This window comes from Halobellus limi, assembly GCF_004799685.1.
In the GTDB taxonomy this organism is placed as follows: Archaea; Halobacteriota; Halobacteria; order Halobacteriales; family Haloferacaceae; genus Haloquadratum; species Haloquadratum limi.
This window is the reverse complement of the sequence record NZ_CP031312.1, coordinates 222,572-248,641: the sequence shown is the minus strand read 5'-3', so window position 1 is coordinate 248,641 and position 26,070 is coordinate 222,572. Positions and strand designations below refer to the sequence as shown.

The following is a 26,070-nucleotide window of genomic DNA, read 5'->3' as shown; positions in this document are numbered from 1 at the left end:
TAAAAGACCCAGAGAGAGCCGGGAATCTGCTCTCGGTGTGTTGCGCGCATATCGGACCGAGTGAAATGATAGATCGTTATCGTCCGCGGGACCGTCGGGAACGGTGTCAAAATATCGAGCGACCGCCGAAAAGGCGGTACAGGAGTATGCCGGGCGAGTCGACGGGACCGGTCGTGGCGGAGCGAGCCGCCCCGCGAGACTAGCCGTTGGTCGAGCGCGTCGCCGGAGTTCGTGGTAACTCGAAATCGCAGCGGCTCAGAATCACAGGCGTACTTGTGTTATTTTATCCGGGTCACCCCGTCTCGCAAGCCAGACCGCGGGCGAGCGCCCCAAGATCTAATCACGGTCATTTCGGATTTGGCACTTTTATTATATTTATGCCGCGGCGCAGTTCATCAGGAACGACCGTTATGTTAGAGCAGTCGATCGACGGATTCGGTCAGAAATTGCGAGTATATCGGATGGTGGAAATCGGATCACAGCGGAATCCGACCGCGTAGGCTCACTCCACTCTGACCGGGACGTACCGATCGAGGACCGAGTCGCCGGCGGACAGGCGAGTCACGTTTTCGGCGAGTTGATCGATGTTGCCGCGGCGGCACTCTCCCGTCATCGCGGCGATGTGTGGCGTCGTCACGACGTTGTCGAAGGCGTGGAGCGGCGAGTCGGCGGGAAGGGGTTCGGTCTCGAAGACGTCGAGGCCCGCGCCGGCGATCTGCTCGGCGCGAAGCGCGTCGACCAGCGCCGCTTCGTCGACGACGGGTCCCCGCGAGACGTTGACGAGTATCGCGTCGTCTCGCATCCGGTCCAGTTCCGACCGACCGACGAGATGTCGCGTCTCGTCGGTCAGTTCCGGCGTGAGGATCACGAAGTCGCTCCGTTCGAGCAGGTCGTCGAGCGAGCGGGCGTCGGCGTCTGCGAGTTCCGCGTCGATGGTCGGCACGTACGGGTCAGAGACCAGCACGTCGACGTCGAATCCGGAGAGGAGTTTGCCGACCCGTTTGCCGACGTTGCCGAAGCCGACGATACCGACGGTCGCTCCGGACACCCGCGTTCCCAGGGGATACTCGTCGCGCCACCGGCCCTCCGAGAGGAGGGCTTCGGCCGTCGGGAGCCGCCGAGCGCACGCGAGCGTGAGACAGAGGGCGTGTTCAGCGACCGACAGCGCGTTGTGGCCGGGCGTGTGCGTGACCGTGACGCCGTACTCCCGCGCGGCGTCGAGGTCGACGGAGTCGATGCCGGTCCCGAGCTTCCCGATCAGTTTCAGTCGGTCGGCCGCCGCGATGACGTCGCGGGTGAGCGGGACGCGGGAAGTCACCAAGAGCGCGTCGTACTCGTCGACGACCTCCAGAAGCGCGTCTTCGTCCCCGTCGATGCCGACGGTCGTCTCCCAGTCGTCGTCGAGACGGTCGAGCAGTCGGTCGGTGGGCGTGATGTCCTGATCGATCAGTACGCGCGTCATACCTCAGTCGACGGGCCTGGGGTACTTTGCAGTTACCAACCGGAGGAGAAAGCGAGAAAGACGTCCGTCGAACCGGACGACGAGGTAAGGAGTGGTCAGTCGGGAGCCGAGTTACCGGCTGTCTTCGGTGTAGGGTGCCGTCGCGACGGTCGCGCGGATCTCGGTCTTCTCGTGGCGTTCGACCCGCTTGTTCGTGTTGTCCTCGGGTTCGCCCCAGACGAGCGAGACCTCGGTGCCGGGTTCGGCGTACTCGCTGTCGACGACGGCCAGCGAGATCAGCTCACGCTGGTTGTAGATGTAGGACTTGTCCGTGGAGACGCCGACCTGTTCGCCGTCGTCGAGGACCGTGTCGTAGTGACACGCCGACGAGCGCGGGTGCGGGAGCCGCATGAACTTCTTCGTCGGGCCGTCGCTGAACAGCGACGCGAAGACGTCGACGACGTCCTCGTCGTTCCAGACGAGCGTGACCTTCTCGCGGTCGGGGTCGCCCGCTTCCGCCGCGAGGGCCTCGCTGCCGCAGTAGTCGCCGTTCGTGTCGATGATGTGGCCGTAGCCGAGTTCGGTGGGCGTGAAGTAGTAGTCGGTGATGTCGTCGGACTCGAAGCTGCCGCCGATCGAGAGCAGGCCGTCGCCGACGTCGAGCCACTCGAGGTAGTCTTCCATCCCCTCGTCGAAGATGGCGGGGACGACGAGCGGGATCCAGCCGAGGATCGCGTTCGGCGTCTGGTAGCTCTCGGCGCCGAGGTGCTTGATGTCGTACTCCTCGCCGGCGTCCATGAAGAGCTCCTTGATCTCCTCGCCCTCCCCGTAGGGGCCCCAGAACTCGTATCCGGCCTCGCCGGCCATTCCGTGGCGGAGGATGTTGACGTCGTGTCCCTGGATGGAGATGGTGGTGTGGTTGAAGAAGCCGAGGTCCGGCAGCGGCTCGTCGGCGACCTCTTCCATCAGGTCGTAGGCGTTGGGGCCCTGTACCTGGAACCGGTAGTAGGTGGGGTCCTCGTCCATCGTGACGGGACGGGGCTGCATCTCGGCCTCGAGGTCGTAGTCGCCGGTCTCGGCCTGGTACTGGAGCCAGTTGTGCGCGGCCGCGCCGCCGACGCTCAGGAACTTGTCCTCCTCGAGGTGGAACCAGATCGCGTCGCCGATGAACTTGCCGTTGGGGTTGGCGACGACGAGCTGTTTGGCCTTGCCGGGCTCGGTGTTGTCGAACTTGTTGACGGCGTAGTCGCGGTAGAAGTCAAGCGCGTCAGGGCCCTCGACGTAGTGATCCGTCATATGGTACGACTGGTCGGCGAAGGCGACCGACTCCCGCCAGGAGCGCTGCTCTTCGATCCAGTTGGTGATCTCGTCGGGGACCTTGGTGAACTTCCCGACGCCGAGATCGCGCATAAGTTCGACCGGACTGCCCGCCTTGTCGGCGGCCTCTGCCATACTGTCGCTGAAAGACCACGATCGTTCGCTCATAGTAGTGCAGCCTAATGGAGAGACGTATTGTACTTAAGGTTTAGGTAAAATAGGCGTGTTATCCGGGAAATGTTTCCGCCAGTTGCGCGTCGCAAGCGCCGTCGGAAAGTGGTATATAAAAGCTTCTACTCGTCTTTCGCGCTCAGCCGGTCCAGTTTGCCCGTCGAGGTGCGCGGGAGCGACTCGTCGACGAAGCGGTACTCCCGGGGACGCTCCATCCGGGCGAGTTCGTCGCTCTCGAGACACCACTCGTCTAACTCCTCGGCCGTCAGATCGGGGTCGGACGGGTAGACGTACGCGACGACCTTCTCGCCGTACTCGTCGTCCTCGACGCCGACGACCGCCGATTCGTTGACGTCGGGGTGCGCGTTGAGCCGCTCCTCGACGGGAGCGGGGTAGACCTTGATCCCCTTCGAGAGGATCATCAGGTCCGTCCGGCCCTCGAGGTAGATGAATCCCTCTTCGTCCTTGTACCCGAGGTCGCCGGAGTACCACCAGCCGTCCTCGAACACCTCCTCGGTCTTTCGGGTGCGCTCCCAGGCCCACACCGGACAGTCCGGAGCTCTGACGGCGAGCTCTCCGACCTCGCCGGTCGGCTTGACGTCCTCGTAGGTGCCGTCCTCGTCGACGATTCGGATCTCGACGCCGGGGACCGGTTTGCCGACGCTCTCGACGCGGTCTTCGGTGAGTTCGGGGTTCTCCATCACCGTGGCGTAGGCCTCGGTCGCCGCGTAGGAGTTCTTCACCACGTCGCAGACGTTCTCGCGAAGCCGTCTGAGCGTCGTCGCGTTCAGGACCTCGCCCGCGGACATCACCCCCGACAGCGAACTCAGGTCGTACTCGTCGAACGAGTCGAGGTTGAGGATCTCCCGCCACATCGTGGGCACCAAGAGCGCGCTGGTCAGGTCGTGCTCGTCGATCATCTCCAGGTACGTCTCGGGGTCCCAGGAACTGAGGAAGTACGTCGTCGCGCCCGAGACGAGCGCCGGGAGCACCACGGAGTACCAGGCGGCGAAGGAGGGCGTGAACACGTGCGGCTGGCGGGCGGGCCGGTTGAGTTCGTAGACGCTCACGAGGGTGTTGGCGCGGAAGTACAGGCCGCGGTTCGTGTGACACCACCCCTTCGGTTCGCCGGTGGTCCCGGAGGTCCACATCACGACGGCCGTGTCCTCCTCTCGGACGCGGACGTCGGGGTCGGCGGTGGACTGTCCCTCCAGAAACGGCTCGAAGGACTCCTCGTAGTCGGTCTGTGCCTCGCCGACGTTGACGATCACGTCGAGGTCGGTGTCGATCTTCTCGCGGAGGCGCTCCTCGAAGAACTCGGAGGTCTCCTCGTCGACGACGAGCGCGCGGGGTCGAAAGGAGTCGATGACACCCTTGAGCGTGTTCGGTGACGCCCGGACGTGCAGGTTCGAGACGGTGCAGCCGGTTTTCAGACCGCCGTTCCAGAGCACGGTGTGTTCGAGGGAGTTCTCACAGAGCAGCGCGATCCGGTCGCCCTGGCCGACGTGCTCTCTGAACGCGTTCGCGGCCTGATTGCTCCGGCGATCGAACTCCGACCAGGTCATCGTCTCCCCGTCGACGCCGTTGCCGAACGCGACCTTGTCCGGGTTGTTCTCCGCGGCGATTCGAGACAGATCTTTGATAGGAGGCACCTCTACCGTCGACGTGTGATGCATACTAACGGGGACGAGATGATCTAACTTATAATTTGAGAAAGACCTGTAGTGGTGGTTCGTCTCCGGACGTTAGCGACGCGGCCGACGAGTTAGATATATCATATTTCGTTGTATATTGATTTATTTATTATATTTTTAGTATACAGATTCGTATCCGAAATTCATCTATAATAGTCGGTTTTTTCTGTTATATTATATTATGTTTCTGGAATATTTTGATAATCAAATAATATTTCTGTCATTAAATTCGGTCGCGAAGGGCAACCGTCATCGAGCGAGACGTACCGACCGGTGAGGGATCGTCGACCGGGTCACTCTCGTAGTGGGGTTGCAAGCCCCTACACGTTCGATCGGACGCAGTCGTGCAACCGGATGCGAGACCAGGTGCGAACGCCGCCATACCCGCGTGGCGTCAGTGATCTGGTTTGCCCGAGAGGCCGACCGCGACGAAGACGAGGAGCCCGCCGAGGAAGAAGAGCAGTCCGGGCTCCGAGAGGAGGAGGACGCCCCGCAGGAGCGAGTTGCCGTCTGCGACGCCGAGGCTCGCCGGTTCGAAGAGCGACGCCGCCGAGCCGCCCAGGAACCGCTCGGCGGTGACCTGAACGGCGAGACTCGACAGCGCGAGGACGGTCACGCCGGTGGCCCAATCGGAGAGGGACCGGCGGAGGGTGTCTCGCTGCGTCGACGAGGACGATCCGACGAGGACGATCGGGTCGGCCGCCGGGCCGTAGACGGTCATCTCGTTGCCCTTCTCGGAGAGGCGCGTGCCCACCGATTCGACGACGCCGGCCGTCCGGAGCTTCGAGAGGTGGTAGTGGACGTTCTGGACCGACGTGTCGAGGTCGCGGGCCAGTTCCGACGGTGGGGCCGGATCGTCGTGGAGCGCGCTGAACAGCTCGCGGGCCGTCTCGGAGCTCAGCGCGTCGACCAGTTCACCGGCGTCGTCGGCGGCGACGTCGACGACCGCCGGTTCGGCGTCCGGCGACCGCGTTCGGTCTCCCAGCCGGGCGATCGGGGAGGACATACTCGCCCCGAGACTACGGATACGGCGGGTATCAATGTGGGTGTAACTTAAGCGATCGTTTGACCGCCCGACAGAGGGCGGTCGGCGGTCGGTCGCGGAGCGACGGCCCGGCCGACAGCGCAGAACGACCAGTAGGTCCCGACGAGCACGGCTCGGGGGTCCCGACAGTCACCTGGCGCGCGCACGCTGCACCGCGGCGACGACGTCGAGTCGCCCCGACCCCGCGGCGAGATCGCGCCCGCGACGACCGGTATCGCCGGCGGACGCACGGAGGATACCGGCCACGTCGCGCGGGGCCAGCCCCGAGGCGGCGTCGAGAACGAGAGCGGCAGCGCCGGCGGTCCGCGACGCGGCGGCCGAGGTGCCGGGGTCGCCGGCACCGACCCACGGGACCGGGGGTGCGACGACGTCGACGCCGACGGCACCGCTCGCGGTCGGTCCGCGGCCGCTGTGTGGCGAGACCTCACCGGTCGTCGGCCCGTCCGAGGCGTCCGCGCGCGGCCCCTCGTCCGTCCCCCCGGGTGCGCTGATACCGCCGACGCCGACGACGCCGGGGACGCTCGCGGGGACGGCGATGCTGCCGAGGGGGCGAGGCGACGAGAGCGTGTGCGTCGGCGTCGTCACCTCGACGCGGCCCGTCGGCTCTACTTCCCGCCCGGCCCCGCCGTTCGTCGGTCCCTCAGTCGGACTCGCCGGCCGGACGACGAGGGCGTACTCACCGTCGGCGAGGTCCGCGGTCAGGCGTTGCCCGATCCGCGACGCCGTCGGTTGCGAGAGGGACACGAGGTTCCAGCGCTCGCCGTCGTCGACCGAGCGCAGGAGCGCGAGCGTGAGGTCGATCTCGATCGTCGGCCCGACGACGAGCCAGGCGACGAAGCGGCCGGCGACGGTGTCGTCGTCCGATCCCGACCGGCCCCGGATCCGGAGCCGCCGGTGGCCTCCGGAGCCGCCGGGTGAGAGCGTCCCGTACGGCCCCTGCCAGTGGCCGAGCGCCGCGTTCCCGGTGGGAGCGACGAACGTGCAGCCGGCCTCGACCGCGCGGCGGGCGGCACGGAACACGTCGGATCGCGGTGTCGCCACCGTTCCGTGCGCCGCGACCGGCGTCAGTATCACGTCCGCCGACCGGCGGCGCGCCCAGTCGATCGCCTCGAGGAACTCGTCGGTGCGGCGAAACGACGCGAGCGAGAGGCTCACCGACGGTGCGAGCCGCGTCACCGACGCCGCCGCGGCGGTCCCGTGGCTGGTTCCGTCGACGATGGCGCGTTCGGGGCCGAACTGCCGGATCTCCTCGACGGTGCCCGTCAGATCCGCGTGGGTCGGATCGAACCCGGTGGGATCGAGGACCGCGACCCCGACGCCGTCGCCCGTGATCCCCGCGTCGTGAATCCGGTCGATCGACTCGGGGTCCCCCTCGCGAGGGGCGGAGTCCGCGCGTCGGCCGATCCCGCCGGGGATCGGCACGCCCCCGGCGAGGACGCTCGCGGCCGCCGCCCCGCCGATCGCGACCGCTCGTCGGCGGCTGACCCGGAATCCGGCCCCGTCGGATCGATCGCTCCTCACGTCGTCGTCTCTCCGTCCCGGTGGGTGTTCATACTGTCGGACGATCGGTGTCGTCTGGAACGACCGCGTCGCCGCGCGGGGTAGCGTAAGTGACTCTTGAAGCAACCGAGCGTTCTTAATCGGACGGCGTCGTTCGTCGAGATATGCCCTCCAGGCACGCACCGACGACGGTTCACGCACCGACGGCGACGCAAACGCAGACAGCCGCACCCGTACCGGCAATAGCTCACGTGCAGGCAGGACTATACGTGCCGGCAGAACCACACGTGTCCGTACTGCACGCGCCGGAGACGAACGGCAGCGTCGGTTCCGGGCGACGGCGGGCGAATCTGCGATCGGAGGGGCGAGATGCGTAGCCGTCACCGCGGCGCGGTGCTGGCGCTCGTCGTCGTGGCGTCCGCGCTCGCACCGGCGGCGCTGGCGGCTCCCGTCGCGGCTGATCCGAGCGTGAGCGTCGACCACGACGGGGACCGCGTGACGGTCGCGAACGGGACCGCACAGGTCGTGAACGGGACGGCCGACGCGCCGGTCGGGACCGAGATCCTCGTCCGCGTCCGCTCTTCGGGCGACACCGAACCGGCGTTCCTCAAGACGGCGACCGGCGTCGTGACCGAGAACGGGACCTGGGCCGTGGCGTTCGACTTCGAGAGACAGCGGGCCGGTGACACGTTCGACCTGACGGCGCGGTTCGAGAACGGCTCCGCCGAGGCGAACGTCGAGGGTGAGATCGTCGCCTGCGGCGGGGGCTGTGCGGAGGCGACGCCCAGCGGTACGCCGACGCCGATCCCCGAACAGACGCGGACGCAGACGCGGACCGCGAGCCCGTCCGCGCCGGTCGCGTTCGGCGAGAACGTCTTCCTCGTCGACGCCGGCGGCGTGGCGGCGATCCCGGTGTCGTTCGACGGGCAGGGCGCGAACGGGGAGACCGACGAGGCGGTCGTCGTCCTCGGAAACGAGAGCGAGTCGAACTACGAACTCGAAGCCGTCGTCAGCGACGACGACGGCGACGGCGGGGCCGTCCTCTACGTCGACACCGCCCTGGCCGGTCGCGGCGACGGGACGCTGAGCACCTCCGGCGGCGACAGCGTCCGGGTCGAGTCGGAGACGTCGCTCGACTCGATGTTGGATCCCGCAGACTACGACGTCTCGCTGTACGCGGGCAGCGAGCGGACGGGCGAACCGGACGACGTCGGCAGCCTCGTGGTGCAGACGGCGACGACCCGGACGGCGACGGGGACGGCGGAACCGGCGACGGCCGGCGGAGGCGAGACCGGGACGAACGGCCTCGGTCTCGGACCGCTCGCGGTCAGCGGCGTCGTCAGCGGCGCCTTCCTCGTCGGCGGCGCGGTCCTGGCGGCGGTGCTCCTCAGGGGGTGACGCCCCTCGGACGTGAGGGATCGATCGGCGTCGCAGTGGCGAACAGTCGGCACACGTGGGGTCGATGTCGGTTCCCGGTTCGCTCGCGACGACGTCCTCGCCACCGTCGTCGGCTGCGGGTTCCCGTGGACCGGCATTTTCCCCGGTGGATCCGCGCCGGCGTGCCGAGCAACCGCGGCCCGACGCGGAGCAGGTGTCACGTCACACCCCCGCTGGCCGCCCGTTCGTATATAAACGTACGTCGTCTCCGGATGCTCGGACCGGGTCGGATCAGTTACTCGGGGTCGTGGACATCGACCGGGAAGTCGCGTTCGCCGGCCTCGACGGGGACGTCCAGCCAGTTCGACGCCGGGACGAGCGGACACTCGTACGCGGGGTTGTACGCGCAGGTCGGGTTGTACGCGCGGTTGAGATCGAGGATCCAGGTCCCGTCCTCGCGGCGGTCCTCGGCGGGTTCGAGGTCGATGTATCGCCCGGCGCCGTACGTCTCGTCGCCGCTGGTCGCGTCGCGGAACGGGACCCACAGCCGATCGCTCCCGTCGGTCGGCTCGAACGCGTCCAGGGTGACCTCGGTACCGTCGACCTCGAACCGGAACTGGCCCACGCGACGGTACGTCTGTTCGCCGTCGGCCGTCGTCTCGACGGTGACCGTCTCGGGGTCGTCGTACCGGTGGAGTTCGAGTTCGAACCGGTAGTCCGGATCGACGTCGTAGTACGCGAGGCCGGGGAAGGCCTCGCCCCGCAGGTCGGGCGGGATCGGCGAGCGCTGGTTCTCGCGGAAGTACCGTTCCTTCCGTTCGCGGTTCCGTTCGATCGCCGTCTGCCAGTCGCCGTCGTCGTGTGTGCTCATGGGTTGGGATCCGGTGGACCGACGCGGTCAGTCGTCCAGACGAGTCGATATTGTGTGCACTGAACAATAACACTTGTGCGGTCGTCGGCCTCGACCGCACGGGCGTGCGCGCCGGTATCGGCGAACGCCGTCCGCCGGAACGACGGGTGCCGAGAGGTCTCGCGTCCCGCCACCGTCGGCGGAGCGTCGCTTCACGTCGACGAGAGGGCGAGAGAATCCCTGCAAACGCTACTCTAATACGGGGTTGGCGCAAACGCGACGTATGGACTATCGATACGCCGGCGACGCCCACGAACGACTGTTCGCCTCGTATCAGGAGGACTCCGACCCGTTTCCGACGAGCGTGACGGCGTGCTTCCCGGATCGGGATCACCGCCGCGAGGAGGTCGCGATCCTCCAGGAGCTGTTCTTCCCGACGTGCTGGAACGCGCCGGAACTCGTCCGCGACGAACTGGCGGTGCTGGATCGCCTCGACGAGCTCGGGAGCCTGTTCAAGGCCGGCATCTGCCCGTACACGGACAGCCGACCGGACGAGACGGTGGCCGCGGTGCTCGACAGCCTGCCCCGAATCCGCGAGCTCCTCAAGCTCGACGTCGAGGCCGCGTATAAGGGCGATCCGGCGGCGAAGACGTACATGGAGATCATCCGGTCGTACCCGGGGTTCCTGGCGATCGCGGTCCAGCGCGTCGCGCACGTGCTCTACGGCCTCGATGCAGCCGAGTACGCGCGGGAGCTCACCGAGTACGCGAAGACCCAGACCGGCATCGACATCCACCCGGGCGCGGAGATCGGCGAGCACTTCTTCATCGACCACGGGACGAGCGTCGTCATCGGCGAGACGGCGACCGTCGGCGAGTGGGTGCGGCTGTACCAGGACGTGACGCTCGGCGCGCTCCACTTCGAGGAGGAGGAGGGCGACGAGCACGCGCTGAAGAAGGGGTACAAGCGCCACCCCGACATCGGCGATCACGTCGTCATCGGCGCCGGCACCAAAGTGCTCGGAGCGGTGACCGTCGGCGACCACGTGAGCATCGGCGCGAACTCCTGGATCACGGAGGACGTCGACGACCACACGAAGGTGTTCATCAAGGACCACCCGACGCAGGAGCGCAAGCGGTACGATTGAGCGGCGTCGCGAAAACCGGGAGCGTCACGAGGGCGGGAAAACGACCGTCGGCCCGCGGACGACGGCGACAGCGATGACGAAAAGCCGAAGCCCCTCGACCGCGTCGGTCGGGGTATGTCAACCACGCAGACGCTGGTGCGAGACGTGATGTCGACGCCGCTCGTGACGATCAGCCCCAAGGCGACGCTCGTGGAGGCGGCGGCGCGGATGCGCGAGGAGAACGTCAGCGCCCTGCTCGTCCCGACGACCGAACTCGCGATCGTCACCAGCACGGACGTGCTCGACGCGGTCGCCGCCGAGCGCGACCCGGCGGCGGTGACGGTCGCCGACGTGATGACCGAATCGGTCGAGACGGTGCCGCCGGACCTCCGACTCACCGAGGCGGCCGCGATGATGGAGAACTTCGGGATCAGTCACCTGCCGGTCGTCGACGACGACCTCGTCGGGATGGTCTCCTCGACCGACATCACCGCACAGCACACCTGAGTGGGAGTTCGGCTGGCCACGGGACGAACCCGATCGAGTCCCGGCGACCGGGACGGAGGCGCTCTCGTGGCGACCCCGGCGCCGTCGGAAGCGCACGATTCAACTGCCCGGGCCGCCTTCGACGTCTATGGATCTCGTTGCTGCGCTGAACGCCGACGCCGGGACGACCTGCGTGGTCGGTGCCGGCGGCAAGAAGACGACCCTCGAAGCGCTCGCCACGCGGCTCGATCGGGCGATCGTCACCGCGACGGTTCGGATTCCGATCTTCGACGAGTGGGTGGACGGAGTCGTCGTCACCGACGAGCCGGTCGACATAGCCCGCGAGCGACTGGCGGCCCCCGCGACCCGGCCGGACGGAACGGCGGCCGGCGGGTGGCCGCTCGGTCTCGTCCCCGAGCGGGAGCGCGAGGATCGGTATCGGGGGTACGAGCCGGACGTCGTCGACGCGCTCGGCGAGTTGGACGTGCCCGTCCTCGTGAAGGCCGACGGCGCCCGGATGCGGCGCTTCAAAGCGCCCGACAAGTGGGAGCCGCGGCTCCCCAGAACAGCGGACACGGTGGTGTCGATCGCGAGCGTCCACGTGGTCGGCGAACCGCTCTCGGAGTCGCTCGTGCACCGGGTCGACGAGGTGTCGAAACTCACGGGGCTGGAGCCCGGCGAAACGATCGGAGCGGCGGACGTCGCCGAGGTGCTCGCGAGCGACCGCGGCGGTCTCAAGGACGTCCCCCGGGACGCGACGCCGATCCCGTTGCTCAACATGGTCGACGACGCCGACCTCGAAGCGACGGCCCGGGAGGTCGCAGGCGAGATCCACGAGCGCGCGGACGTCCCGCGGGTCGTCCTCGCGGAGATGCGCGCGGACGATCCCGTCGTCGACGTCGTCTGAGCGATTCAGAAACCCGTCGTCGACGTCGTCTGAGCGATTCAGAAACCCGTCGTCGACGTCGTCTGAGCGATTCAGAAACCCGTCGTCGACGTCGTCTGAGCGATTCAGAAACCCGTCGTCGACGTCGTCGGAGCGATGCAGAACCCCGTCGTCGACGTCGTCGGAGCGATGCAGAACCCCGTCGTCGACGTCTGACCGTTCCGGCCTACTCGCGGTTCGCCGTCCGAATCCGCTCGACCGCGGCCTCGAACTCCTCCGGCGTGTTGACGTTCTCGAAGGTGTCCAGCGAGCCGACCGATCGGATCTCGTCGGCGTCGACGACGACCTCCTCGAGGTCGTCGAGCGGCGCGACGATGCGGTCGTCCCCCCGGTCGAGCGCCCGCCGACAGGCCGCCGCCATCGCGTCGGTCCGGTAGACCGCCTGCGTCGTCTGGTACCACTCGTCGGGGCGGGGGACCGCGGCGTCGGCGCCCGCCGCGCGCTCGAAGAGGTACTCGACGACGTCGGGGTCGACGAACGGCATGTCGCAGGCGACGACGACGGTGTACTCGGCGGCGACGGCCTCCAGTCCGCGGGCGATGCCCGCCATCGGGCCCGCGTCGGGGTCGCGATCGACCGCGAACGCCGGGTCGAACGGGGCGTCGGAGAACGCGTCGGCGACGGCGTCGACCTGGTCCGCTCGGCAGTTGAGTACCACCTCGTCGACGACGGGCGCGAGGCGGTCGACGACGCGGCGGATCATCGGCGTGCCGTCGAGGTCCGCGACGGCCTTGTCGCGGTCGCCGAAGCGGGTCGAGCGCCCGCCGGCGAGGACGAGTGCTGCGCGCATACCCCGCCTAGGGGAACGGGGACCAAGAACGTGGCGAGGGACGGCCAGGGTCCGGGGGGTGCAGAGCGACCGCGCGGAGCGGAGCACATATATCCCGCCGAGCAGTCACTCGAACCGATGCGGGAGGACGAACTGGCGACGGCCGCGGTCGAGCACTTCGAGGCGGCGTTCGACGACCCCGAGATCGGCCTCGAAGAGCCCTACGACCACTACGGCAACCGGGGGTCCGTCGACCTCTACGTCCGGACGGACCCGCCCGAGCGGGTCGAGTACCTCGTCGAACTGAAGGCGGACCCGGCCGTCCGGATGGCCGGCGGGGCCAACGAGATCCTCAGACAGTACCGACGGATGGAGCGGTACTTCTACGAGGACGACGCCCACGACCTCCGGAAGCGACTCGGGCGGGAGGGTCCGGGCCTGTACCTCCTCCTGCTCTTCGCACCCACGGCACGCTGCGTGGAGCACGTCCACGAGCACCGACGGCTGTACGGCTCGATCGACGAGGGGCTGACGATCGACGGCGTCCCCGCGACCCGGAAGGTCGCGTTCCTCGCCAACCTCGACGACGCCGCGGGCGGGGGACTGGGCTTCCTCTCGGTCAACGGCGGGGTCGAGATCGGATCCGCGGCGTTCGAAGACGCCGTCCCGGACGGCTCGCGGCTGGCGGAGGCGCTCCGCGAGGCGGAGATCTGATCCGACGCATCGAACGCCACGGCCGTCGCCTGCGACCGTTCGCCACGTCCGGTCGTTCCCCTCGCCCTCGACAGTTCGCCACGCCCGATCGTCGCCCTCGCCTGTGACCGTTCACCACGCCCGTTCGAGGATCCCGACGATCTCCTCGACCGAGGGATCGACGCCCTCGGGCGCGACAGAGAGCAGGTCGTCGTCGGCCACGGCCGCCGCGATCTCGGGGAACCGCGCCTGTTCGACCCCCTCGACGTCGCGGAGTCGGTTCGGAAGACCGAGGTCGTCGCGGACGGCCGCGACGGCGTCGATGACGCCCGCCGCGACGGCGTCGGGCGGTCGGTTCGCGGCGTCGACGCCGAGCGCCTCCGCGAGCAGGTCGCGCCTGCCGTCGACGGAGTCGAAGACGTAGCGCAGCACGTACGGGGCGAGGACGCCGTGGATCGTGCCCTGGTGGACGTCGGAGCCGTGCGAGAAGCCGTGGCCGAACGCGTGGATGATCGAGGCGCGGTATCCATCGGCCCCGGCGAGGCCGTACTGGACGTTCACGACGCCGGCCAGGACGTCGCCGAGTCGCTCGGCGTCCATCGGCTCCTCGCGGATCGTCCCGAGTCCCGACTGGAGGAGACGCAGCCCCCGCGCGGCGGTGCCGTCGGTGATCGGCGTCGCGTGCGGCGAGTACAGCATCTCGATCCCCTTGTCGAAGCCGTTCATCGCCGACGCGGCCAGCACCGACGCGGGCGTCGTCCGGTATAGGTCCGGATCGTAGTACAGCGCCTCGGGCATCAGTCGGGGGTCGCCGACGCCCCCGCTCTCGTGGGCCTCCTCGACCAAGGCGTCGCGGTCGAGTGTGAGCGTCACGCCCGCGATGTCAGAGAGGTCCGCCCCGGCGAGCGTCGTCGGCACGGCGACGATCGGGAGCGGGTCTCCCCCGTCGGCGACGGACAGCGCGCCGGTGTCGAGGGCGCGCTCGGCGACCGCCTCCCCGTCGGCGTGCGAGGAGAGCGCGGCGAGGACCTTCGCCGTGTCGAGCGTGCTCCCGCCGCCGACGGCGACGACCGCGTCGACGTCGCGGTCGCGGGCCAGTCGGAGACCCGCGAGCGCGGTGCCGAGCGTCTTCGCCGGCGTCGTCTCCGGGAACTCCGCGACGAGTCGGTCGCCAAGCCCCTCCCGGATCGGATCGACGACCGCCGCCGTCGTTCCCACGGTCCGGCCGCTCACGAGCACCGCGCGCTCCAGCCCGCGTCGGTCGAGTCCGTCGCCGAGCCGGCCGACGCAGCCGGCGCCGACGACGATCGTTCCGGGGTGGAAGTCGAACGTGAAGCCCTGGGTCGGTGTCATACTCGGGGGCAGGACGCGACAGGGGAAAGGTCTACCCCGGCCGGCGGGGCGCCGGCCGACGCGTCCGGCCGTCGCTACGCCGGTCCGTCGCCGTCGACCGCTTCGAGCGTCTCGATCGCGTCGTCGAACGCCCTCCGTGTCGGATCGTCGCCGTCTTCGCCGGGGTGGGACTCGCGGAGCGCCGGCAGGACGTCTGGATCGCCGAGCGCGCCGAGCGTATCGGCGGCCCACGAGGGGAAACCGTTGCCGCGACCGCGGTCCAGCAGGTCGCACAGTTCGGATTTCAGCCAGTCTCTCGGGACCGTTCCGGGGTCGGCCGCCTCCGCGTATCCGAGGACGAACAGGAGCGAGCGAGGGTGGTTCTCCTCGCTCCGGAGCCGCTCGGCCAACGCCTCGGCGTACGGGACGAAGGCGTCCGGCCGGTCCTGGGCGACGCGCGCCAGCGAGTCGGCGGCGTAGACGAGCGTTCTGATCGCGGCAGACCCCATCCACTCGACCGGCCCCGGGATCCCGTCGACGTCGTCGGGGTACGGACCGACGGCGGCGAGCACCTCGTCGACGAACGGCGCGAACAGCTCCGGGCGGTCGTGGAGGTGCTGGAGCGTCTCCGCGGCGGCGACACGGTCGTCTCCGTCGTCGGTGGCCAGGAGCGAGACGACGGTCTTCATCTCCTCGCGGGAGATCGAATCCGGCGTTTCGTCCGCCCGATCGAGCAGTCGCTCCGCGAGCGCTCGCCGTTCGCCCGGGTCGGCGGGGAGCGACGCCGGGCCGGCCGACGGTGTCGGCTCCTCGCCCGTCATCGGCCGAGGTCCAAGTCGAGTTCGAGCGACCCGAGCACGCAGTGGTAGACCGCCCGCTTGTCCATCCCGGTGTCCTCACAGAGCGCGTCGATCTCGTCGGCGGTGAACGAGGGTCCGGCGTCGACGAGGACGTCGTGAAACGACGCCGAGTACCGCGGGAGGTCGTCGTCGGTGCGGGCGATCAGCCCCGCTTCGACGAGTCGATCGAGCGCGATCTCGAAGTCCGGCTCCGTCGCCGGCGCGTCCGGTCTGGACCCGTAGTCGGGGTGGTCCTCGAACCGGTAGAAGTGATCGGCAGCCGTGCGGAGCGACGGTCCGTTCTCCCGGATGAACTCGTACACCCGTTCGCGGGCCCCGTCGAGCGACTCCGGATCGGGGGTCTCGACGTCCGCCCCGTACCGCCACAGCAGCGCCTCGATCAGTTCCGGATCGACGTCGTGGTCGTCGATCAGGTCGTGGGCTCGTTCGGACACAGGCGGCCTTCGGAACGGTCCTAAATAAATCATCACACGGAACGAAAGCGGCGGAGCGCACGACGGCGAGTCGAACGACGTAAGTCGCCATGTCGACTCGGAGCACCCATGGAGGTCCTCGGCCGACTCCTCGGACTGCTCGCGCTCCTCTTCGTGGGGGCCGGCCTCCGGTTCTCGGGCGTGCTCGACGAGGCCAGGACCCAGCGGCTCAACGCGCTCGCGTACTACGTCGCGCTCCCGGCGCTCATCTTCGTCTCGACGTACGACCAGGCCGTCGGCGAACTGCTCACGGCCGACCTGTTCGTCGGGTTGCTGTCGGTGCTCTTCGCGACGGCGGCCATCGCGTGGCTGCTCCACCGGAGACAGGAGCGCCGCGGGAGACAGAGCGTCGCGATCATCCAGTCGTACCACTCGAACCTGGGATATCTCGGGCTCCCGCTCGTGGCGGCAACGTTCGACGACCACGTGACCGCGATCGCGAGCGTCGTCCTCGGCGTGGTCTCGCTGACGCAGGTCCCGCTCACGATCGTCGTCCTCACGGCGATCAACGAGGCGGAGGCGTCGATCCGGGAGGAACTGCGCCGACTCGCCCGAAACCCCGTGCTCGCGACGCTCGTCCTCGGGCTGACCGTCGGTTCGCTCGGCCTGTCGGTGCCCGGACCGCTCACCGCCGGCCTCGACGTCCTCGGAGCGCTGGCGCTGCCGATCGCGCTGCTGTGCGTCGGCGCATCGCTCCAGATCGATCTTCCGAACGTCGACGTCGGCGCGACCGGCGCGGTGGTCGCGACGAAGATCGCGGTCATGCCGGCGCTCGCGTGGGCGACCTTCTCGGTACTCTCGGTCGGCGCCGCGACCTTCACGGCCGTCATCGTGATGCTCGGGATGCCGACGGCGGTGTCGACGTACGTGTTCGCGAACGAACTCGGCGGCGACGAGGAGTTCGCCTCGCTGAACGTGTTCCTCACCACGCTCGCGTCGGTCGGGACGCTGCTCGTGCTCATTCGAGCGGTCGGCTGAGAACAGAGTCGGGCCCGATCGACCGCGGTCACGGATTATGCGCGTTCTGTCTCGCCGTACCAGCCCGCAACGACGGCGTAATCGCGAGCGAAGACGGCGAGGGAGGGCGCGAGCACGATCACGGCGAGCGGACGGGTCGCCAGCGGCGAGAGCAGCGGCGAGAGCGCGGCCGTGATGAACGCCATCTGGACGCCCGCGAGCGGCCGGCGGACGACGCTGTCCGGTATGTCGTAAACGGGCTTGCCGCGACGGCGACGCAGCCCGCGGCCGAGTTTGAACAGGTACCGCGCCGCCGACAGCGACAGGTACCAGACGGGGAGCTGCCCCCAGAGCACCGCGACGATCGGCGCGACGAGGAACCCGGTCGTATCGAACGCGAGGTCCAGTTTCGCCCCGAGGACGGTCCGGCGGTCGGTCCGTCGCGCCAGGAAGCCGTCGACGGCGTCCAGCACACACCCCGTCCCGTAGAGAACGGCGGGTAACCACGCGATTCCGGGGCGGGGCGCGAGCGCGCCGAACCCGGCCAGCGCGGCGAAGAGCGCCCCCCGGGTCAGCGTCACGAGGTTCGGCGCGCCGAGCGATTCGTAGACCGCTGTCTGGCTGTCAGCGCGGTCCACCGCGCGCCCGTCGTCGACGGCGTCCAAGACGTCCCCGCCGCCGGCATCGTCCGCCGCCGCGCCTCCGTCGGCATCGACTCTCTCCCCGTCGTCGTTCTCCGGACGGTTCGCGCCGAGGTACCGGAGGCAGAACCACAACTCGAAGGCCGCGACCGTCGCGGCGGGCAGCAGCCACCGGAGGCCCACTGCAGACACCGCCGACGCGCCGGGGCCGAGGACGGAGTCGGTGCCGGCGACTGCGACCGGGAGCAGCGCCGCGCCGCCGAGCAGGAGGATCGAAACGGTCGTTGCCACGGCGGCCCACTCGCGCCGGAGGGTCGAGGGGACCGCACGGACCACCGTCACCGCTCGAACTCCGCGTCTTCGAGCGTCGCGAGGCGCTCGCGGTCGTCGTCGGTCAGCCGGACGCGCGCGGCCGCGAGGTTCGCCACGACGTGGTCGGAGTCGTTGCTGGCGGGGATGGGGACGACGCCGCGGTCGACGTGGAACGCCAGGGCGACGGTGGCCGGCGCGACGCCGTGCTCCTCGGCGACGTCGCGGAGAACCGGCTCGTCGAGCAGTCCCGGCGCCGACAGCGGCGAGTGCGCGACGACCCGGATCCCGCGCGCGTGACACCACTCGACCAGTTCCGACCGGGGCCGGTACGGGTGCGACTCGACCTGGACGATCGCCGGGGGCACGCGCGCGACCTCGACGATCCGTTCGAGTTGCGGGAGCGAGACGTTGCAGACGCCGAGCGTCCGGGTGAACCCCCGGTCGTGGAGCCGTTCGAGCCGCCGCCAGGTCGCTTCGAGGGAGACGTCGACGGTCTCGGGGTCACCCTCCGAGTCGGTGGGAAACGTCAGCGCCTCCTGCTCGGCCACGGGCTTCGACGCCAGGTCCGAGAGCGGCCCCTGGTAGGCCCACGCCTCGGGCCAGTGCAGCAGATACGAATCGAAGGCGTCGATCCCGAGTTCCGCCAGGCTGCCGCGACACGCCTCCGCGACGTGCTCGTGGTTGGTGTTCCAGACCTTGCCGACGAGAAAGAGCCCCTCCCTGTCGGGCGACCCCGGCGAGTCGAGCAATTCCCCGATCCGCGTCTCGTTGCCGTACAGTTCGGCCGAGTCGAACAGGCGGTAGCCGGCGTCCAGCGCCGTCGCGATAGCGTCGATCCGGTCGACGTACTCGCCGTCGCGGTACCGCGAGCAGCCGAACCCGACCGGCGGCAGGCGTATCGCGGCGTCGCGGACGAGAGGAGCGGTCGAACCCGCACCGCGGTCCGGATCGCGTCGAGCGGTCGAATCCGCATCGGTTTCGGGGTCGTGTCGAGTGGTCGCGCCCCGCGGAGGGGGACGGATCGGCGGCGGTCGGGGGGCGTCCGGGTCGACCCCTTCCGACGCCGCCTCCGGAAGCCGAACGCGCGAGCCTTCCGACGCAGCGCGCTCGATGGCGTTGCAGACGGCGACGACGTGCGCGGCGCGGCGGGCGCCGCGGGTCGGAGCGCGGCCGTCCCGGACCGCGTCGGCGAGTCGCTCCGGACCGCCGAGATACCGCCGCTCCCGGCGGGGCTGCGGGTGCGGCGCCGAGACGTACGGTCGCCCCGCGCCGCCGACGGAGACCGCGTCGCGCTCGGCCGCGAGCGCGCCGCTGTCGGCGAGGTACAGGGACCCGTCGTCGCCGTGGAGTTCGAGGCTGTTGAACTCCCGCGACCGGTGGGGCGCGTAGAGGCTCGCGGTGAGGCGGACGACCGGCCCCGACGCGAACTGGATCGTCGCCTCGACGTGCGGGGGCCGCTCGGGCGTCTGCGCCTCCCGGTCGGGCCAGACGTCGAGCGCGTCCGCGCTCCTGATCGCCTCCGCGGGGCCGAACCAGGAGACCAGAAGCGAAAGCGGGTACACCGCGCCGTCGTAGAGGGGCCCGACGTCGAGGAACGAGTCGGGGCGGTCGTGCCACTCCGTCACACGACCGACGTGGGCGTGGGCGTAACCCAGCCGGATCGGCCCGAGGCGGCCGTCGCCGAGGAGCGAGCGGGCGTGCCGCTGCGCGTCACAGCGGTGGTTGATCGGCGCACAGCCGAGCGCAAGGCCGCGGCGGTCGGCGGTCTCGACGAGACCGAGCGCGCGGTCGGCGTCGAGCGCCAGCGGCTTCTCCCCGAAGACGTGGCGGTCCGCTTCGAGACAGGTCCTCGTGACGTCGGCGTGGGCGGCGTGGCTCGCGAGGTTCACGATCAGCGGTACGGACTCCGCGGCGAGCAGGTCGTCGAGGTCCGCGTACGGCGTCGCGCCGTGGGCCGCCGCCAGGCGCTCTGCGCGGTCGGCGTCGAGGTCGCAGACGGCCGCCAGTTCGAGAGGCGAGTCTCCGAACCCCGAGGCGTACTTTCCGGCGACGGCGCCCGCGCCGACGAACGCGCACTTCATCGGTGGCGGTTCGCCCGCGGGGGTCAAAAACGCGCTGGCAGGACGGGGCTCCGAGGCCGACCGAGGCGAGTAGCGTTTGCGGGTCCTCGCCGAGTCGGTCACGCGATCGCGTGTGGTCGGCTGCGCCACTGTACTGACGGACAGACGCCACTGGAATGTGACGGACAAACATCGCCGTGAGGACGGGCAAACGCTACTATAATGACGAGGCGCTCTGACCGTCGGGTATGGCACGGGTCGCCGTCGTCCACAACACGCTCGACTTCCAGGGCGGCGCCGACATCGTCTGTCTCACCACCTGTGCGGCGCTTCAAGAGGCACACGACGTCACGCTGTACACGCTCTCTGAGACGGCGCCACGAGCCCTCGCCGGGCGGTTCGACATCGACCTCGACGCCGAGGCGCTGACCGTCCGAACGCCGGCCGGGGCGGTCACCGCAGCGCGGGCGCTCTCGTCGGTCGCGCCGATGCTCGGGCCGCAGTTGCCGCTGCGGAGCGTCCTGATCCACCGCATCTTCGAACGCGACGCGGACGCGTTCGACCTCGCGGTGAGCACCGCCAACGAGTTCGCGTTCTCGATCCCGTCGGTCCAGTACGTCCACTACCCGCAGTTTCACACGCGACGGCTCGCCGACGGTTCGTCGGGACCGTTGAACCGTCTCTGGAGTCGACTGGGCGGTCCGAAGCGGGCGACGCTCCAAAGCGATCGGGTCACGGTACTCGCGAACTCGGCGTGGACGGCCGGTGTCGTCGGAGAGATCTACGGGGTCACACCGGCGGTGCTCCACCCGCCGGTCGATCCGATCGACGGGCGAGAACGCTGGGACGAGCGGGAGGAGGGAATCGTCGTCGTGGGGCGGATCGCGCCCGACAAGCGGACGCTCGACGCCGTTCGGGTGGTCGACGGCGTCCGCGAGCGGGGGTACGACGTGCACCTCCACGTAGTCGGCGCGGCGCCGAGAGCGTACCGGCAGTACGTCGAACGCGTCGAGGCGGCCGCCGCCGAGCGGTCGTACGTCACCGTCGAACGCGACGTTCCGCGGTCGCGGATCGAGGCGCTGCTCCGGACGCACAGGTACGGACTGAACCTGAAGCGCGAGGAACACTTCGGGATGTCCGTCGCGGAGTACGTCGCCGCCGGAATGATCGCGTTCGCTCCGGACGGCGGCGGACAACGCGAGATCCTCGACCGGCGCGACGATCGACTGTTCGAGTCGGTCGATGAGGCCGTCGACCTGCTGGCCGCGGCGATCGACGAGGCCGAGCCCCCCGATCTGTCGTCGGAACGGTTCAGCAGCGCGCGGTTTCGCGAGGCGATCCGCCGGGCCGTCGCCCGGACCCTACATTAAAGACGATATACGGCGATTGTCATCGTATGGCAACCCAGACCTCAGACGGGATCGGTCTCCGAACGGAGACGCTGACCGGCCTCCACTGGGCCGGAGTCGCGTTGTCGGCGATAACCGGCGTCATCCACCTGTGGCTCGGGGTGAGCTTCGCGCCGGATCCGCTCGGAATCGCCTTCCTCGTGGCCGCCGTGGGGTTCTTCGGCGGGGTCGCCGCCGTGCTGGTGGACTACCGCCGACGGCTGATGTATCTGCTCGGAATTCCGTTCACGGCCGGACAGATCGTCGTCTGGTACGTCGTCAACGCCCCCGACTTCGGGCCACCCGGGATCGCGGACAAAATCGTTCAGGTGCTCTTGATCGCCGTCCTGATCGCGCTGTATCGGCAGTCGGCGTGACGGATGAGAACTACTCGATGTGGCCTTCTTCGCGCAGCTGCTCGGCGTCCTGCTCGGAGTAGCGCCACTCGATGTTCGCCTTCTCGTCCTGCCAGTCCCACGGCTCGACGAGGACGACGTCGCCCTCGTTGATCCAGGTTCGGTACTTCATCCGGCCGGGGATCCGGCCCATCCGATTCTTGCCGTCTGCGCAGCGAACGCGTACGTGGTTGCCGCCGTTGTGTTCCGTCACAACAGCGAACAGCTCGTCACCGTGGGGCATCCGTAGGTTCCGACGCCCTGATTCTTCAGTCACAACCGGAGTAGGTCGGCAGGGCTCATAAATGGCCGGTTCCCCGAGCGAGGCACCGCGTAGTCAGGCACGCAGTCGTCGGTGCCGGTCTGCGCCGCTCATTTCGTCTCGGGCCCCTCGGAGAGTTCGCGTGTCGTATCGCAACCCGCCCCGGTCGAGTCCGCCTCGGTGTCGGCCTCCTCGCCGGCCCCGAAGAGCGCGAGGTACGCCCACGCCCACGCGTTCGTTCGTCGTCGACGAGGTCCATCGCTCATCGATTACGCCCTCCGGACCAGGGAGTCTCGCACGCTTCGTTGACACGCTCGACAGGTCGCATCGAGCGTGGCGACCGTCGCCAGCACTGGATGGTCGACCGGGAACGTCTGATACAGGTACGGCACGAGCCCCCGGTGGCGAACGCCGGCGTCGACACCGTTGTTCGTCGTCCTCCCGAGGAACGCCTGCCGGTCGCGGACCACGTCCTCACAGCGATCGCGATGATCGGCAAGCCTCCGGTGTCGCCGCTTCAGCGCGTCGAAGCCGAGATCGGTCAACGGCGTCTCGTTCGCGTCGGCGATCCAGTCGGTGACGTCGTCGACTACCCCAGCCGCATCGTCGAGCTGTGATTCTTCGCGACCGAGCGCCTTCTGTACCGCCGCAGCCTCTGACCGCCGGGACCGCGCTTCGGTGAGAACCGTCCGTTTGAGCTCGAGGGTGAACGAGGCCTCCGTCGTCGGCGCGAGCGCCACGGCGAGCGCGTCTCGGAACTCCTCGCGGATCGTATCGAGCAGGGATTCGGTTTCGTCGATGTCTGCGACGCTGTGGGGCCGAACCGTCTCGTCGAAGGCCGTTCGCACAGTCCGGCAGCGATCAGTACCGGACGCGTCGGCGGAGCGGTGCGCAGCCCCGGCGGTCGTCGTGAGGCCAGCGACCGACGAGGGTGTCTGCTCGGTCTGTAGGTCCCGTACCCGGCGGATGAACGCCTCGTAGGCGTCCAGTTTCTCGTCGACGGCCTCCCGTTCGGCTCGAACGCGCGTTCGCGCCTGCTCGGTGTAGGTGTCGACGGGCATTTCACGCCTCCCCGTCGATCGGTGCCCTCACGAGTCCGTTCTGGTCTCTCGCGTCCGCGAGGACGAACGTGAATTGCCACCCCCCGTCGATGGCGGCCGCCCGAACGGACCGTGGCGGCCGCTCGGTGCGGTGCCGGCAGAGTTCGAGGAGCAGCGGCAGCACGGGGAGTCGGCCGTCCCGTGCGGAGAGCGCGTACCCCGAGATCTCCGCCACGACGGCTCCTGCGCCGCCGTCGAGGCCGACCGAGTACGGCGAGCGCGTGTAGCTCTCGATGACTCCGCGCTGTTCGAGCGCGGCAAGCGTCGCATCGAGGGGACTGTCGTCGTCGGTGGGCGAATCCAACCGAGCCGCGGCGTCGGCGAGGAGTTCGGCCTGACTTCCGGGGGACAGGCGATCGTCGAGTTCGCTGGCCATACTCTCGAGCAGGCACAAACAGAGCCTGTCGGTGTCGCCGACGGTCTCTGCGAGTTCGAAGTACGCGTCCATAACGGCGGTTTCGACGCCGTCGTAGCCCGCTTCGGAGAGCGTCTCGAAGACGGCCCCCGCCACACGGTGACAGAACTCGACCAGGTCGCGCCGATCCGCCGTCGTCTCGTCGGTTGCGACGGGGTCAGGGATCCGGCGTTGGGGTGTGTCGGCCTCCGGCTTCCGCGGGTGGGCCACCGTCGGATCTCGAACCGTCTCCTCACAGACGATCAGGTCGTGGTAGGGGACCTGCGGGTCGTAGCGTCGCAGCGCCGAGCGGTACTGCTCGGTGGCGCGGGCGGCGGCTCGCGCGGTCGCTCGATCCGGGAACCGATGGCCCGCCGCGGGCACCGGCCGATCGCCCGTACGACCACAGACGACGTAGTACTGGCCGTCTTCGGTCGCAAGGCCTTCGATGCGTTCCCTGACGTCGATGAGCGTGGGGCCGACCATACTGGACTCGGCTGCACTCTCCGAGGGGGCTACTCCTCCCCGAGACTGGGGTGGGTGACCTGTTCGTCCGGGTGGGGTTCGGCGAAGCGCTCGGCCATCGCGTCGAGCGACCGCGCTTCGCGGTCCGCGCGTTCGGCCTCGTCGATCTCCTCACAGCCGGGAGGGACCTCGCGCCCGCGGTCGGTGAAGTAGCCCTCCGGCGCGGTCCAGTCGTGGTAGAACGGCCGGTCGTCGTCTTCGAGGATCGTCACGCCGACCTCGGCGCCGTGGCCGGCACAGACGGCCGCTTGATGAGGCTTTTCGGCGAGCCGGCCGGCGGCGTACAGCCCGTCGACGCCGGTGCGCCCGCGCTCGTCGGTGTCGACGTACGCCTTCCCGCGGTCGATGACGCCGACGCCGTCGACGTCCTCTAGATAGCCGACCGCGTTCTTCGTCGCCGCGACGACGTACTCCGTGCGGTATCGGTCGCCGGCGTCGGTCTCGACGGCGAACTCGTCCTCGGCCTCCGCGACGGTCGCGACGGTCGCGGTCACCTGCTCGCAGCCCGCTTCGGCCGCCTGCTCTTCCAGCAGGTCGAGCAGCTGACGGGCGTTGACGCCAGCGGGGAAGCCGGGAAAGTTTTCGAGGTGCGCGTTCCGCCGGAGGATCGACTCGTCCGAATCAAGGACGAGCGTGTCCAGCCCGTGGCGAGCCGTGAAGACGGCCGCCGAGAGGCCGGCGACGCCGCCGCCGACGACGACGACTTCCGATCGGCCGGTCGTGCGCATCGGTCAGAGGTCTCCGTCGATGACGTCCGCGACGCGCCGGCGGTCGAACAGCCGTTCGTTCTCGGGGATTTCCGGGTACGGTCCCGCCTCGTAGGTCGGCCACTCGCCGAAGACGTCGGGGTACAGTTGCTTGGCGGTCATCTCCAGCTGGAACAGGTTCAGGATCGGGCCCTGGTACCGAGCGCCCTGCGCGTAGACGCGGTCGTTCTTCACGGCCGAGATCTCCGAGGCGACCGGGTCCTCTTCGAACGCGGTTCGGCGTCTGGCGATGTCCGTGTTCGGTTCCATCCCGCCGAGGTGGAGGATGACGTCGGGGTCTGCCTCTAGGAGGGTCTCGAAGTCGACGACGGAGTTGCTCTCGACGCCTCCCTCGAAGGCGTCTCGCGGGCCGAGCGGGCGAGTGTGCGACGTCAGGAACCCCGGCGTGTTCATCGTGTAGGTGTAGATCTCCTCGATGTCGGCGGCGGCGATCATAACCGCGGTCGGTCGGTCGGACTCGGGTGGGAGGCCGGCTTCGATCGTCGAGAGGAGCGACTCGTGCTCGGCGGCGAGTGCCTCGTAACGGTCCCGCTCGCGGAACATATCGGCGACGAGTGCGAACTGCTCCCACAGGCCGTAGTACTCGTAGTCGTCGGCCCACTCGCCGGTCGGTTCGCGGTGAATGTCGCTGAGCGAGTTCCCGAACCACGGGGAAACGTTCTCGGCGACCTCCTTGATGTCGGCCCGGTCCCAGCTCTCCTGTTGGGTGATCCACGCGGGGTCGGCGAGGTGGACGTCGCTGTCGAGTTCGTACAGCTTCTCCTTCTCTGGCTTCCACGAGGAGTACAGGCCCGTCCAGTCGAGCGAGACGCCTGGGAGCCGTTCGACGTACTGGTTCCACAGCCCGTGGTAGTAGTCCGGGGCGTGCATCGCGGTGACGCCGTCGCCGCGGCCGAGCGCGAACGCCATATCCGCGTGGTGGGTGAGCCGCGTGAACACCGTCTCCGGTGGTGACTCGAACGTGACCGTTCCGACCGGTGACATCGTCACCGAGTACGAGTCGTCCTCGGTGGCGGTCCCCGTGCGTGACGGGGTGTCGCTCGCAGTTTCGTCGGTAGTGGGCGTCGACTCGGGACCGGCGTCGCCGGTACAGCCGGCGAGTAGCGTCCCGCCGATGACCGCGCCGCCGTACTTCATATAGTCACGTCGCGTCGGTCCGTCCGTCTCGTCGGTGTCTTTTCCGTGCATA

At 68.9% G+C, this 26,070-nt stretch carries 26 protein-coding genes; 8 read left to right on the top strand and 18 right to left on the bottom strand.

Annotated features, from left to right (window positions below; translation table 11 throughout):
• Nucleotides 1–502: 502 nt before the first annotated feature.
• From DV707_RS15685 to DV707_RS15665, 5 genes are all read right to left on the bottom strand, one after another.
• Nucleotides 503–1,462, bottom strand: a complete 960-nt coding sequence (locus DV707_RS15685) for an NAD(P)-dependent oxidoreductase (RefSeq protein ID WP_103992354.1) — start codon at nt 1,460–1,462, stop codon at nt 503–505.
• A 111-nt stretch (nt 1,463–1,573) separates the two neighbouring features.
• Nucleotides 1,574–2,926, bottom strand: coding sequence for an aminomethyltransferase family protein (locus DV707_RS15680; protein ID WP_200820918.1), 1,353 nt, complete (start codon nt 2,924–2,926; stop codon nt 1,574–1,576).
• 125 nt (nt 2,927–3,051) lie between these two features.
• On the bottom strand, nt 3,052–4,605 hold the full coding sequence (locus tag DV707_RS15675; RefSeq protein ID WP_103992352.1) for a class I adenylate-forming enzyme family protein: 1,554 nt from the start codon (nt 4,603–4,605) through the stop codon (nt 3,052–3,054).
• Between the two features lie 412 nt (nt 4,606–5,017).
• Complete coding sequence (locus DV707_RS15670) at nt 5,018–5,629, bottom strand: ArsR/SmtB family transcription factor (RefSeq protein ID WP_103992351.1); 612 nt, start codon at nt 5,627–5,629, stop codon at nt 5,018–5,020.
• Between the two features lie 168 nt (nt 5,630–5,797).
• A complete protein-coding gene (locus DV707_RS15665; protein WP_103992350.1) occupies nt 5,798–7,189 on the bottom strand; it encodes a S8 family serine peptidase in 1,392 nt (463 codons plus the stop codon).
• 348 nt (nt 7,190–7,537) lie between these two features.
• Here DV707_RS15665 and DV707_RS15660 point away from each other — a divergent pair, with 348 nt between their 5' ends.
• Nucleotides 7,538–8,566 (top strand): BGTF surface domain-containing protein, encoded by a 1,029-nt coding sequence (locus DV707_RS15660; RefSeq protein ID WP_136361906.1) that lies wholly within the window; start codon nt 7,538–7,540, stop codon nt 8,564–8,566.
• A gap of 274 nt (nt 8,567–8,840) precedes the next feature.
• On the opposite strand, the gene DV707_RS15655 is transcribed toward DV707_RS15660, so the two are convergent.
• Nucleotides 8,841–9,416 (bottom strand): DUF1684 domain-containing protein, encoded by a 576-nt coding sequence (locus DV707_RS15655; protein ID WP_103992348.1) that lies wholly within the window; start codon nt 9,414–9,416, stop codon nt 8,841–8,843.
• Between the two features lie 262 nt (nt 9,417–9,678).
• Here DV707_RS15655 and epsC point away from each other — a divergent pair, with 262 nt between their 5' ends.
• The 3 genes from epsC (at nt 9,679) to yqeC (ending at nt 11,914) form a co-directional block, all read left to right on the top strand.
• Nucleotides 9,679–10,542 carry a serine O-acetyltransferase EpsC gene (gene epsC, locus DV707_RS15650; RefSeq protein WP_103992347.1) on the top strand — a complete coding sequence of 288 codons (864 nt, stop codon included), beginning with the start codon at nt 9,679–9,681 and terminating at the stop codon, nt 10,540–10,542.
• A 114-nt stretch (nt 10,543–10,656) separates the two neighbouring features.
• Entirely contained in the window at nt 10,657–11,028 is a 372-nt protein-coding gene (locus tag DV707_RS15645) for a CBS domain-containing protein (protein WP_200820917.1), read from the top strand.
• Between the two features lie 127 nt (nt 11,029–11,155).
• The gene (yqeC, locus tag DV707_RS15640; RefSeq protein ID WP_103992346.1) at nt 11,156–11,914 is read left to right on the top strand and encodes a selenium cofactor biosynthesis protein YqeC; all 759 of its coding nucleotides are present in this window, start codon (nt 11,156–11,158) and stop codon (nt 11,912–11,914) included.
• Between the two features lie 205 nt (nt 11,915–12,119).
• Here the strand turns inward: yqeC and DV707_RS15635 are convergent, their stop codons facing one another.
• A complete protein-coding gene (locus tag DV707_RS15635) occupies nt 12,120–12,743 on the bottom strand; it encodes a molybdenum cofactor guanylyltransferase (protein ID WP_103992345.1) in 624 nt (207 codons plus the stop codon).
• 117 nt (nt 12,744–12,860) lie between these two features.
• Here DV707_RS15635 and DV707_RS15630 point away from each other — a divergent pair, with 117 nt between their 5' ends.
• On the top strand, nt 12,861–13,436 hold the full coding sequence (locus DV707_RS15630) for a hypothetical protein (RefSeq protein ID WP_103992344.1): 576 nt from the start codon (nt 12,861–12,863) through the stop codon (nt 13,434–13,436).
• Nucleotides 13,437–13,547: 111 nt separating this feature from the next.
• Here DV707_RS15630 and DV707_RS15625 read toward each other — a convergent pair whose 3' ends face one another.
• The 3 genes from DV707_RS15625 to DV707_RS15615 all read right to left on the bottom strand — a co-directional run bounded on the left by DV707_RS15625 (nt 13,548) and on the right by DV707_RS15615 (nt 16,041).
• Nucleotides 13,548–14,768 (bottom strand): iron-containing alcohol dehydrogenase family protein, encoded by a 1,221-nt coding sequence (locus DV707_RS15625; RefSeq protein WP_103992343.1) that lies wholly within the window; start codon nt 14,766–14,768, stop codon nt 13,548–13,550.
• Between the two features lie 74 nt (nt 14,769–14,842).
• Nucleotides 14,843–15,568, bottom strand: a complete 726-nt coding sequence (locus DV707_RS15620; RefSeq protein ID WP_103992342.1) for a hypothetical protein — start codon at nt 15,566–15,568, stop codon at nt 14,843–14,845.
• Nucleotides 15,565–16,041, bottom strand: coding sequence for a hypothetical protein (locus DV707_RS15615; protein WP_103992341.1), 477 nt, complete (start codon nt 16,039–16,041; stop codon nt 15,565–15,567). The genes DV707_RS15620 and DV707_RS15615 overlap by 4 nt, the downstream gene beginning before the upstream one ends.
• Nucleotides 16,042–16,149: 108 nt before the next feature.
• On the opposite strand from DV707_RS15615, the gene DV707_RS15610 reads away from it, so the two are divergent.
• The gene (locus DV707_RS15610) at nt 16,150–17,058 is read left to right on the top strand and encodes an AEC family transporter (RefSeq protein WP_103992340.1); all 909 of its coding nucleotides are present in this window, start codon (nt 16,150–16,152) and stop codon (nt 17,056–17,058) included.
• Between the two features lie 35 nt (nt 17,059–17,093).
• Here DV707_RS15610 and DV707_RS15605 read toward each other — a convergent pair whose 3' ends face one another.
• Complete coding sequence (locus tag DV707_RS15605) at nt 17,094–18,020, bottom strand: CDP-alcohol phosphatidyltransferase family protein (RefSeq protein WP_235010806.1); 927 nt, start codon at nt 18,018–18,020, stop codon at nt 17,094–17,096.
• On the bottom strand, nt 18,017–20,071 hold the full coding sequence (locus DV707_RS15600) for an aldo/keto reductase (RefSeq protein ID WP_103992339.1): 2,055 nt from the start codon (nt 20,069–20,071) through the stop codon (nt 18,017–18,019). Before DV707_RS15600 ends, DV707_RS15605 begins: the two co-directional genes overlap by 4 nt.
• 227 nt (nt 20,072–20,298) lie before the next feature.
• On the opposite strand from DV707_RS15600, the gene DV707_RS15595 reads away from it, so the two are divergent.
• Nucleotides 20,299–21,420: a glycosyltransferase gene (locus DV707_RS15595; RefSeq protein WP_103992338.1), complete on the top strand. Its 1,122-nt coding sequence runs from the start codon at nt 20,299–20,301 to the stop codon at nt 21,418–21,420.
• Between the two features lie 26 nt (nt 21,421–21,446).
• Nucleotides 21,447–21,815 (top strand): DUF7475 family protein, encoded by a 369-nt coding sequence (locus DV707_RS15590; protein WP_103992337.1) that lies wholly within the window; start codon nt 21,447–21,449, stop codon nt 21,813–21,815.
• Nucleotides 21,816–21,825: 10 nt separating this feature from the next.
• Here the strand turns inward: DV707_RS15590 and eif1A are convergent, their stop codons facing one another.
• The 6 genes from eif1A to DV707_RS15565 all read right to left on the bottom strand — a co-directional run bounded on the left by eif1A (nt 21,826) and on the right by DV707_RS15565 (nt 26,069).
• Entirely contained in the window at nt 21,826–22,110 is a 285-nt protein-coding gene (eif1A, locus tag DV707_RS15585; RefSeq protein ID WP_103992336.1) for a translation initiation factor eIF-1A, read from the bottom strand.
• Nucleotides 22,111–22,205: 95 nt separating this feature from the next.
• On the bottom strand, nt 22,206–22,361 hold the full coding sequence (locus DV707_RS18500; protein WP_160113943.1) for a hypothetical protein: 156 nt from the start codon (nt 22,359–22,361) through the stop codon (nt 22,206–22,208).
• A 3-nt stretch (nt 22,362–22,364) separates the two neighbouring features.
• On the bottom strand, nt 22,365–23,156 hold the full coding sequence (locus DV707_RS15580; protein ID WP_103992335.1) for a DUF7260 family protein: 792 nt from the start codon (nt 23,154–23,156) through the stop codon (nt 22,365–22,367).
• 1 nt (nt 23,157) lies between these two features.
• A complete protein-coding gene (locus DV707_RS15575) occupies nt 23,158–24,075 on the bottom strand; it encodes a DUF7551 domain-containing protein (RefSeq protein ID WP_103992334.1) in 918 nt (305 codons plus the stop codon).
• 29 nt (nt 24,076–24,104) lie between these two features.
• Complete coding sequence (locus DV707_RS15570; RefSeq protein WP_103992333.1) at nt 24,105–24,842, bottom strand: NAD(P)/FAD-dependent oxidoreductase; 738 nt, start codon at nt 24,840–24,842, stop codon at nt 24,105–24,107.
• A gap of 3 nt (nt 24,843–24,845) precedes the next feature.
• Nucleotides 24,846–26,069: an ABC transporter substrate-binding protein gene (locus tag DV707_RS15565; protein WP_103992332.1), complete on the bottom strand. Its 1,224-nt coding sequence runs from the start codon at nt 26,067–26,069 to the stop codon at nt 24,846–24,848.
• Nucleotide 26,070 lies beyond the last annotated feature (1 nt).

Bases quoted from the DNA above. Each gene is read 5' to 3' on its own strand.
- yqeC (WP_103992346.1), top strand. From the start codon at position 11,156: ATGGATCTCGTTGCTGCGCTGAACGCCGACGCCGGGACGACCTGCGTG.
- DV707_RS15595 (WP_103992338.1), top strand. From the start codon at position 20,299: ATGGCACGGGTCGCCGTCGTCCACAACACGCTCGACTTCCAGGGCGGC.
- DV707_RS15670 (WP_103992351.1), bottom strand. From the start codon at position 5,629: ATGTCCTCCCCGATCGCCCGGCTGGGAGACCGAACGCGGTCGCCGGAC.
- DV707_RS15635 (WP_103992345.1), bottom strand. From the start codon at position 12,743: ATGCGCGCAGCACTCGTCCTCGCCGGCGGGCGCTCGACCCGCTTCGGC.
- DV707_RS15610 (WP_103992340.1), top strand. From the start codon at position 16,150: ATGGAGGTCCTCGGCCGACTCCTCGGACTGCTCGCGCTCCTCTTCGTG.
- DV707_RS15620 (WP_103992342.1), bottom strand. From the start codon at position 15,568: ATGACGGGCGAGGAGCCGACACCGTCGGCCGGCCCGGCGTCGCTCCCC.
- DV707_RS15625 (WP_103992343.1), bottom strand. From the start codon at position 14,768: ATGACACCGACCCAGGGCTTCACGTTCGACTTCCACCCCGGAACGATC.
- DV707_RS15680 (WP_200820918.1), bottom strand. From the start codon at position 2,926: ATGAGCGAACGATCGTGGTCTTTCAGCGACAGTATGGCAGAGGCCGCC.
- DV707_RS15645 (WP_200820917.1), top strand. From the start codon at position 10,657: ATGTCAACCACGCAGACGCTGGTGCGAGACGTGATGTCGACGCCGCTC.
- DV707_RS15655 (WP_103992348.1), bottom strand. From the start codon at position 9,416: ATGAGCACACACGACGACGGCGACTGGCAGACGGCGATCGAACGGAAC.
- DV707_RS15570 (WP_103992333.1), bottom strand. From the start codon at position 24,842: ATGCGCACGACCGGCCGATCGGAAGTCGTCGTCGTCGGCGGCGGCGTC.
- epsC (WP_103992347.1), top strand. From the start codon at position 9,679: ATGGACTATCGATACGCCGGCGACGCCCACGAACGACTGTTCGCCTCG.
- DV707_RS15600 (WP_103992339.1), bottom strand. From the start codon at position 20,071: ATGAAGTGCGCGTTCGTCGGCGCGGGCGCCGTCGCCGGAAAGTACGCC.
- DV707_RS15630 (WP_103992344.1), top strand. From the start codon at position 12,861: ATGCGGGAGGACGAACTGGCGACGGCCGCGGTCGAGCACTTCGAGGCG.
- DV707_RS15565 (WP_103992332.1), bottom strand. From the start codon at position 26,069: ATGCACGGAAAAGACACCGACGAGACGGACGGACCGACGCGACGTGAC.
- DV707_RS15580 (WP_103992335.1), bottom strand. From the start codon at position 23,156: ATGCCCGTCGACACCTACACCGAGCAGGCGCGAACGCGCGTTCGAGCC.
- DV707_RS15660 (WP_136361906.1), top strand. From the start codon at position 7,538: ATGCGTAGCCGTCACCGCGGCGCGGTGCTGGCGCTCGTCGTCGTGGCG.
- DV707_RS15675 (WP_103992352.1), bottom strand. From the start codon at position 4,605: ATGCATCACACGTCGACGGTAGAGGTGCCTCCTATCAAAGATCTGTCT.
- DV707_RS15575 (WP_103992334.1), bottom strand. From the start codon at position 24,075: ATGGTCGGCCCCACGCTCATCGACGTCAGGGAACGCATCGAAGGCCTT.
- DV707_RS15685 (WP_103992354.1), bottom strand. From the start codon at position 1,462: ATGACGCGCGTACTGATCGATCAGGACATCACGCCCACCGACCGACTG.
- DV707_RS18500 (WP_160113943.1), bottom strand. From the start codon at position 22,361: ATGAGCGATGGACCTCGTCGACGACGAACGAACGCGTGGGCGTGGGCG.
- DV707_RS15590 (WP_103992337.1), top strand. From the start codon at position 21,447: ATGGCAACCCAGACCTCAGACGGGATCGGTCTCCGAACGGAGACGCTG.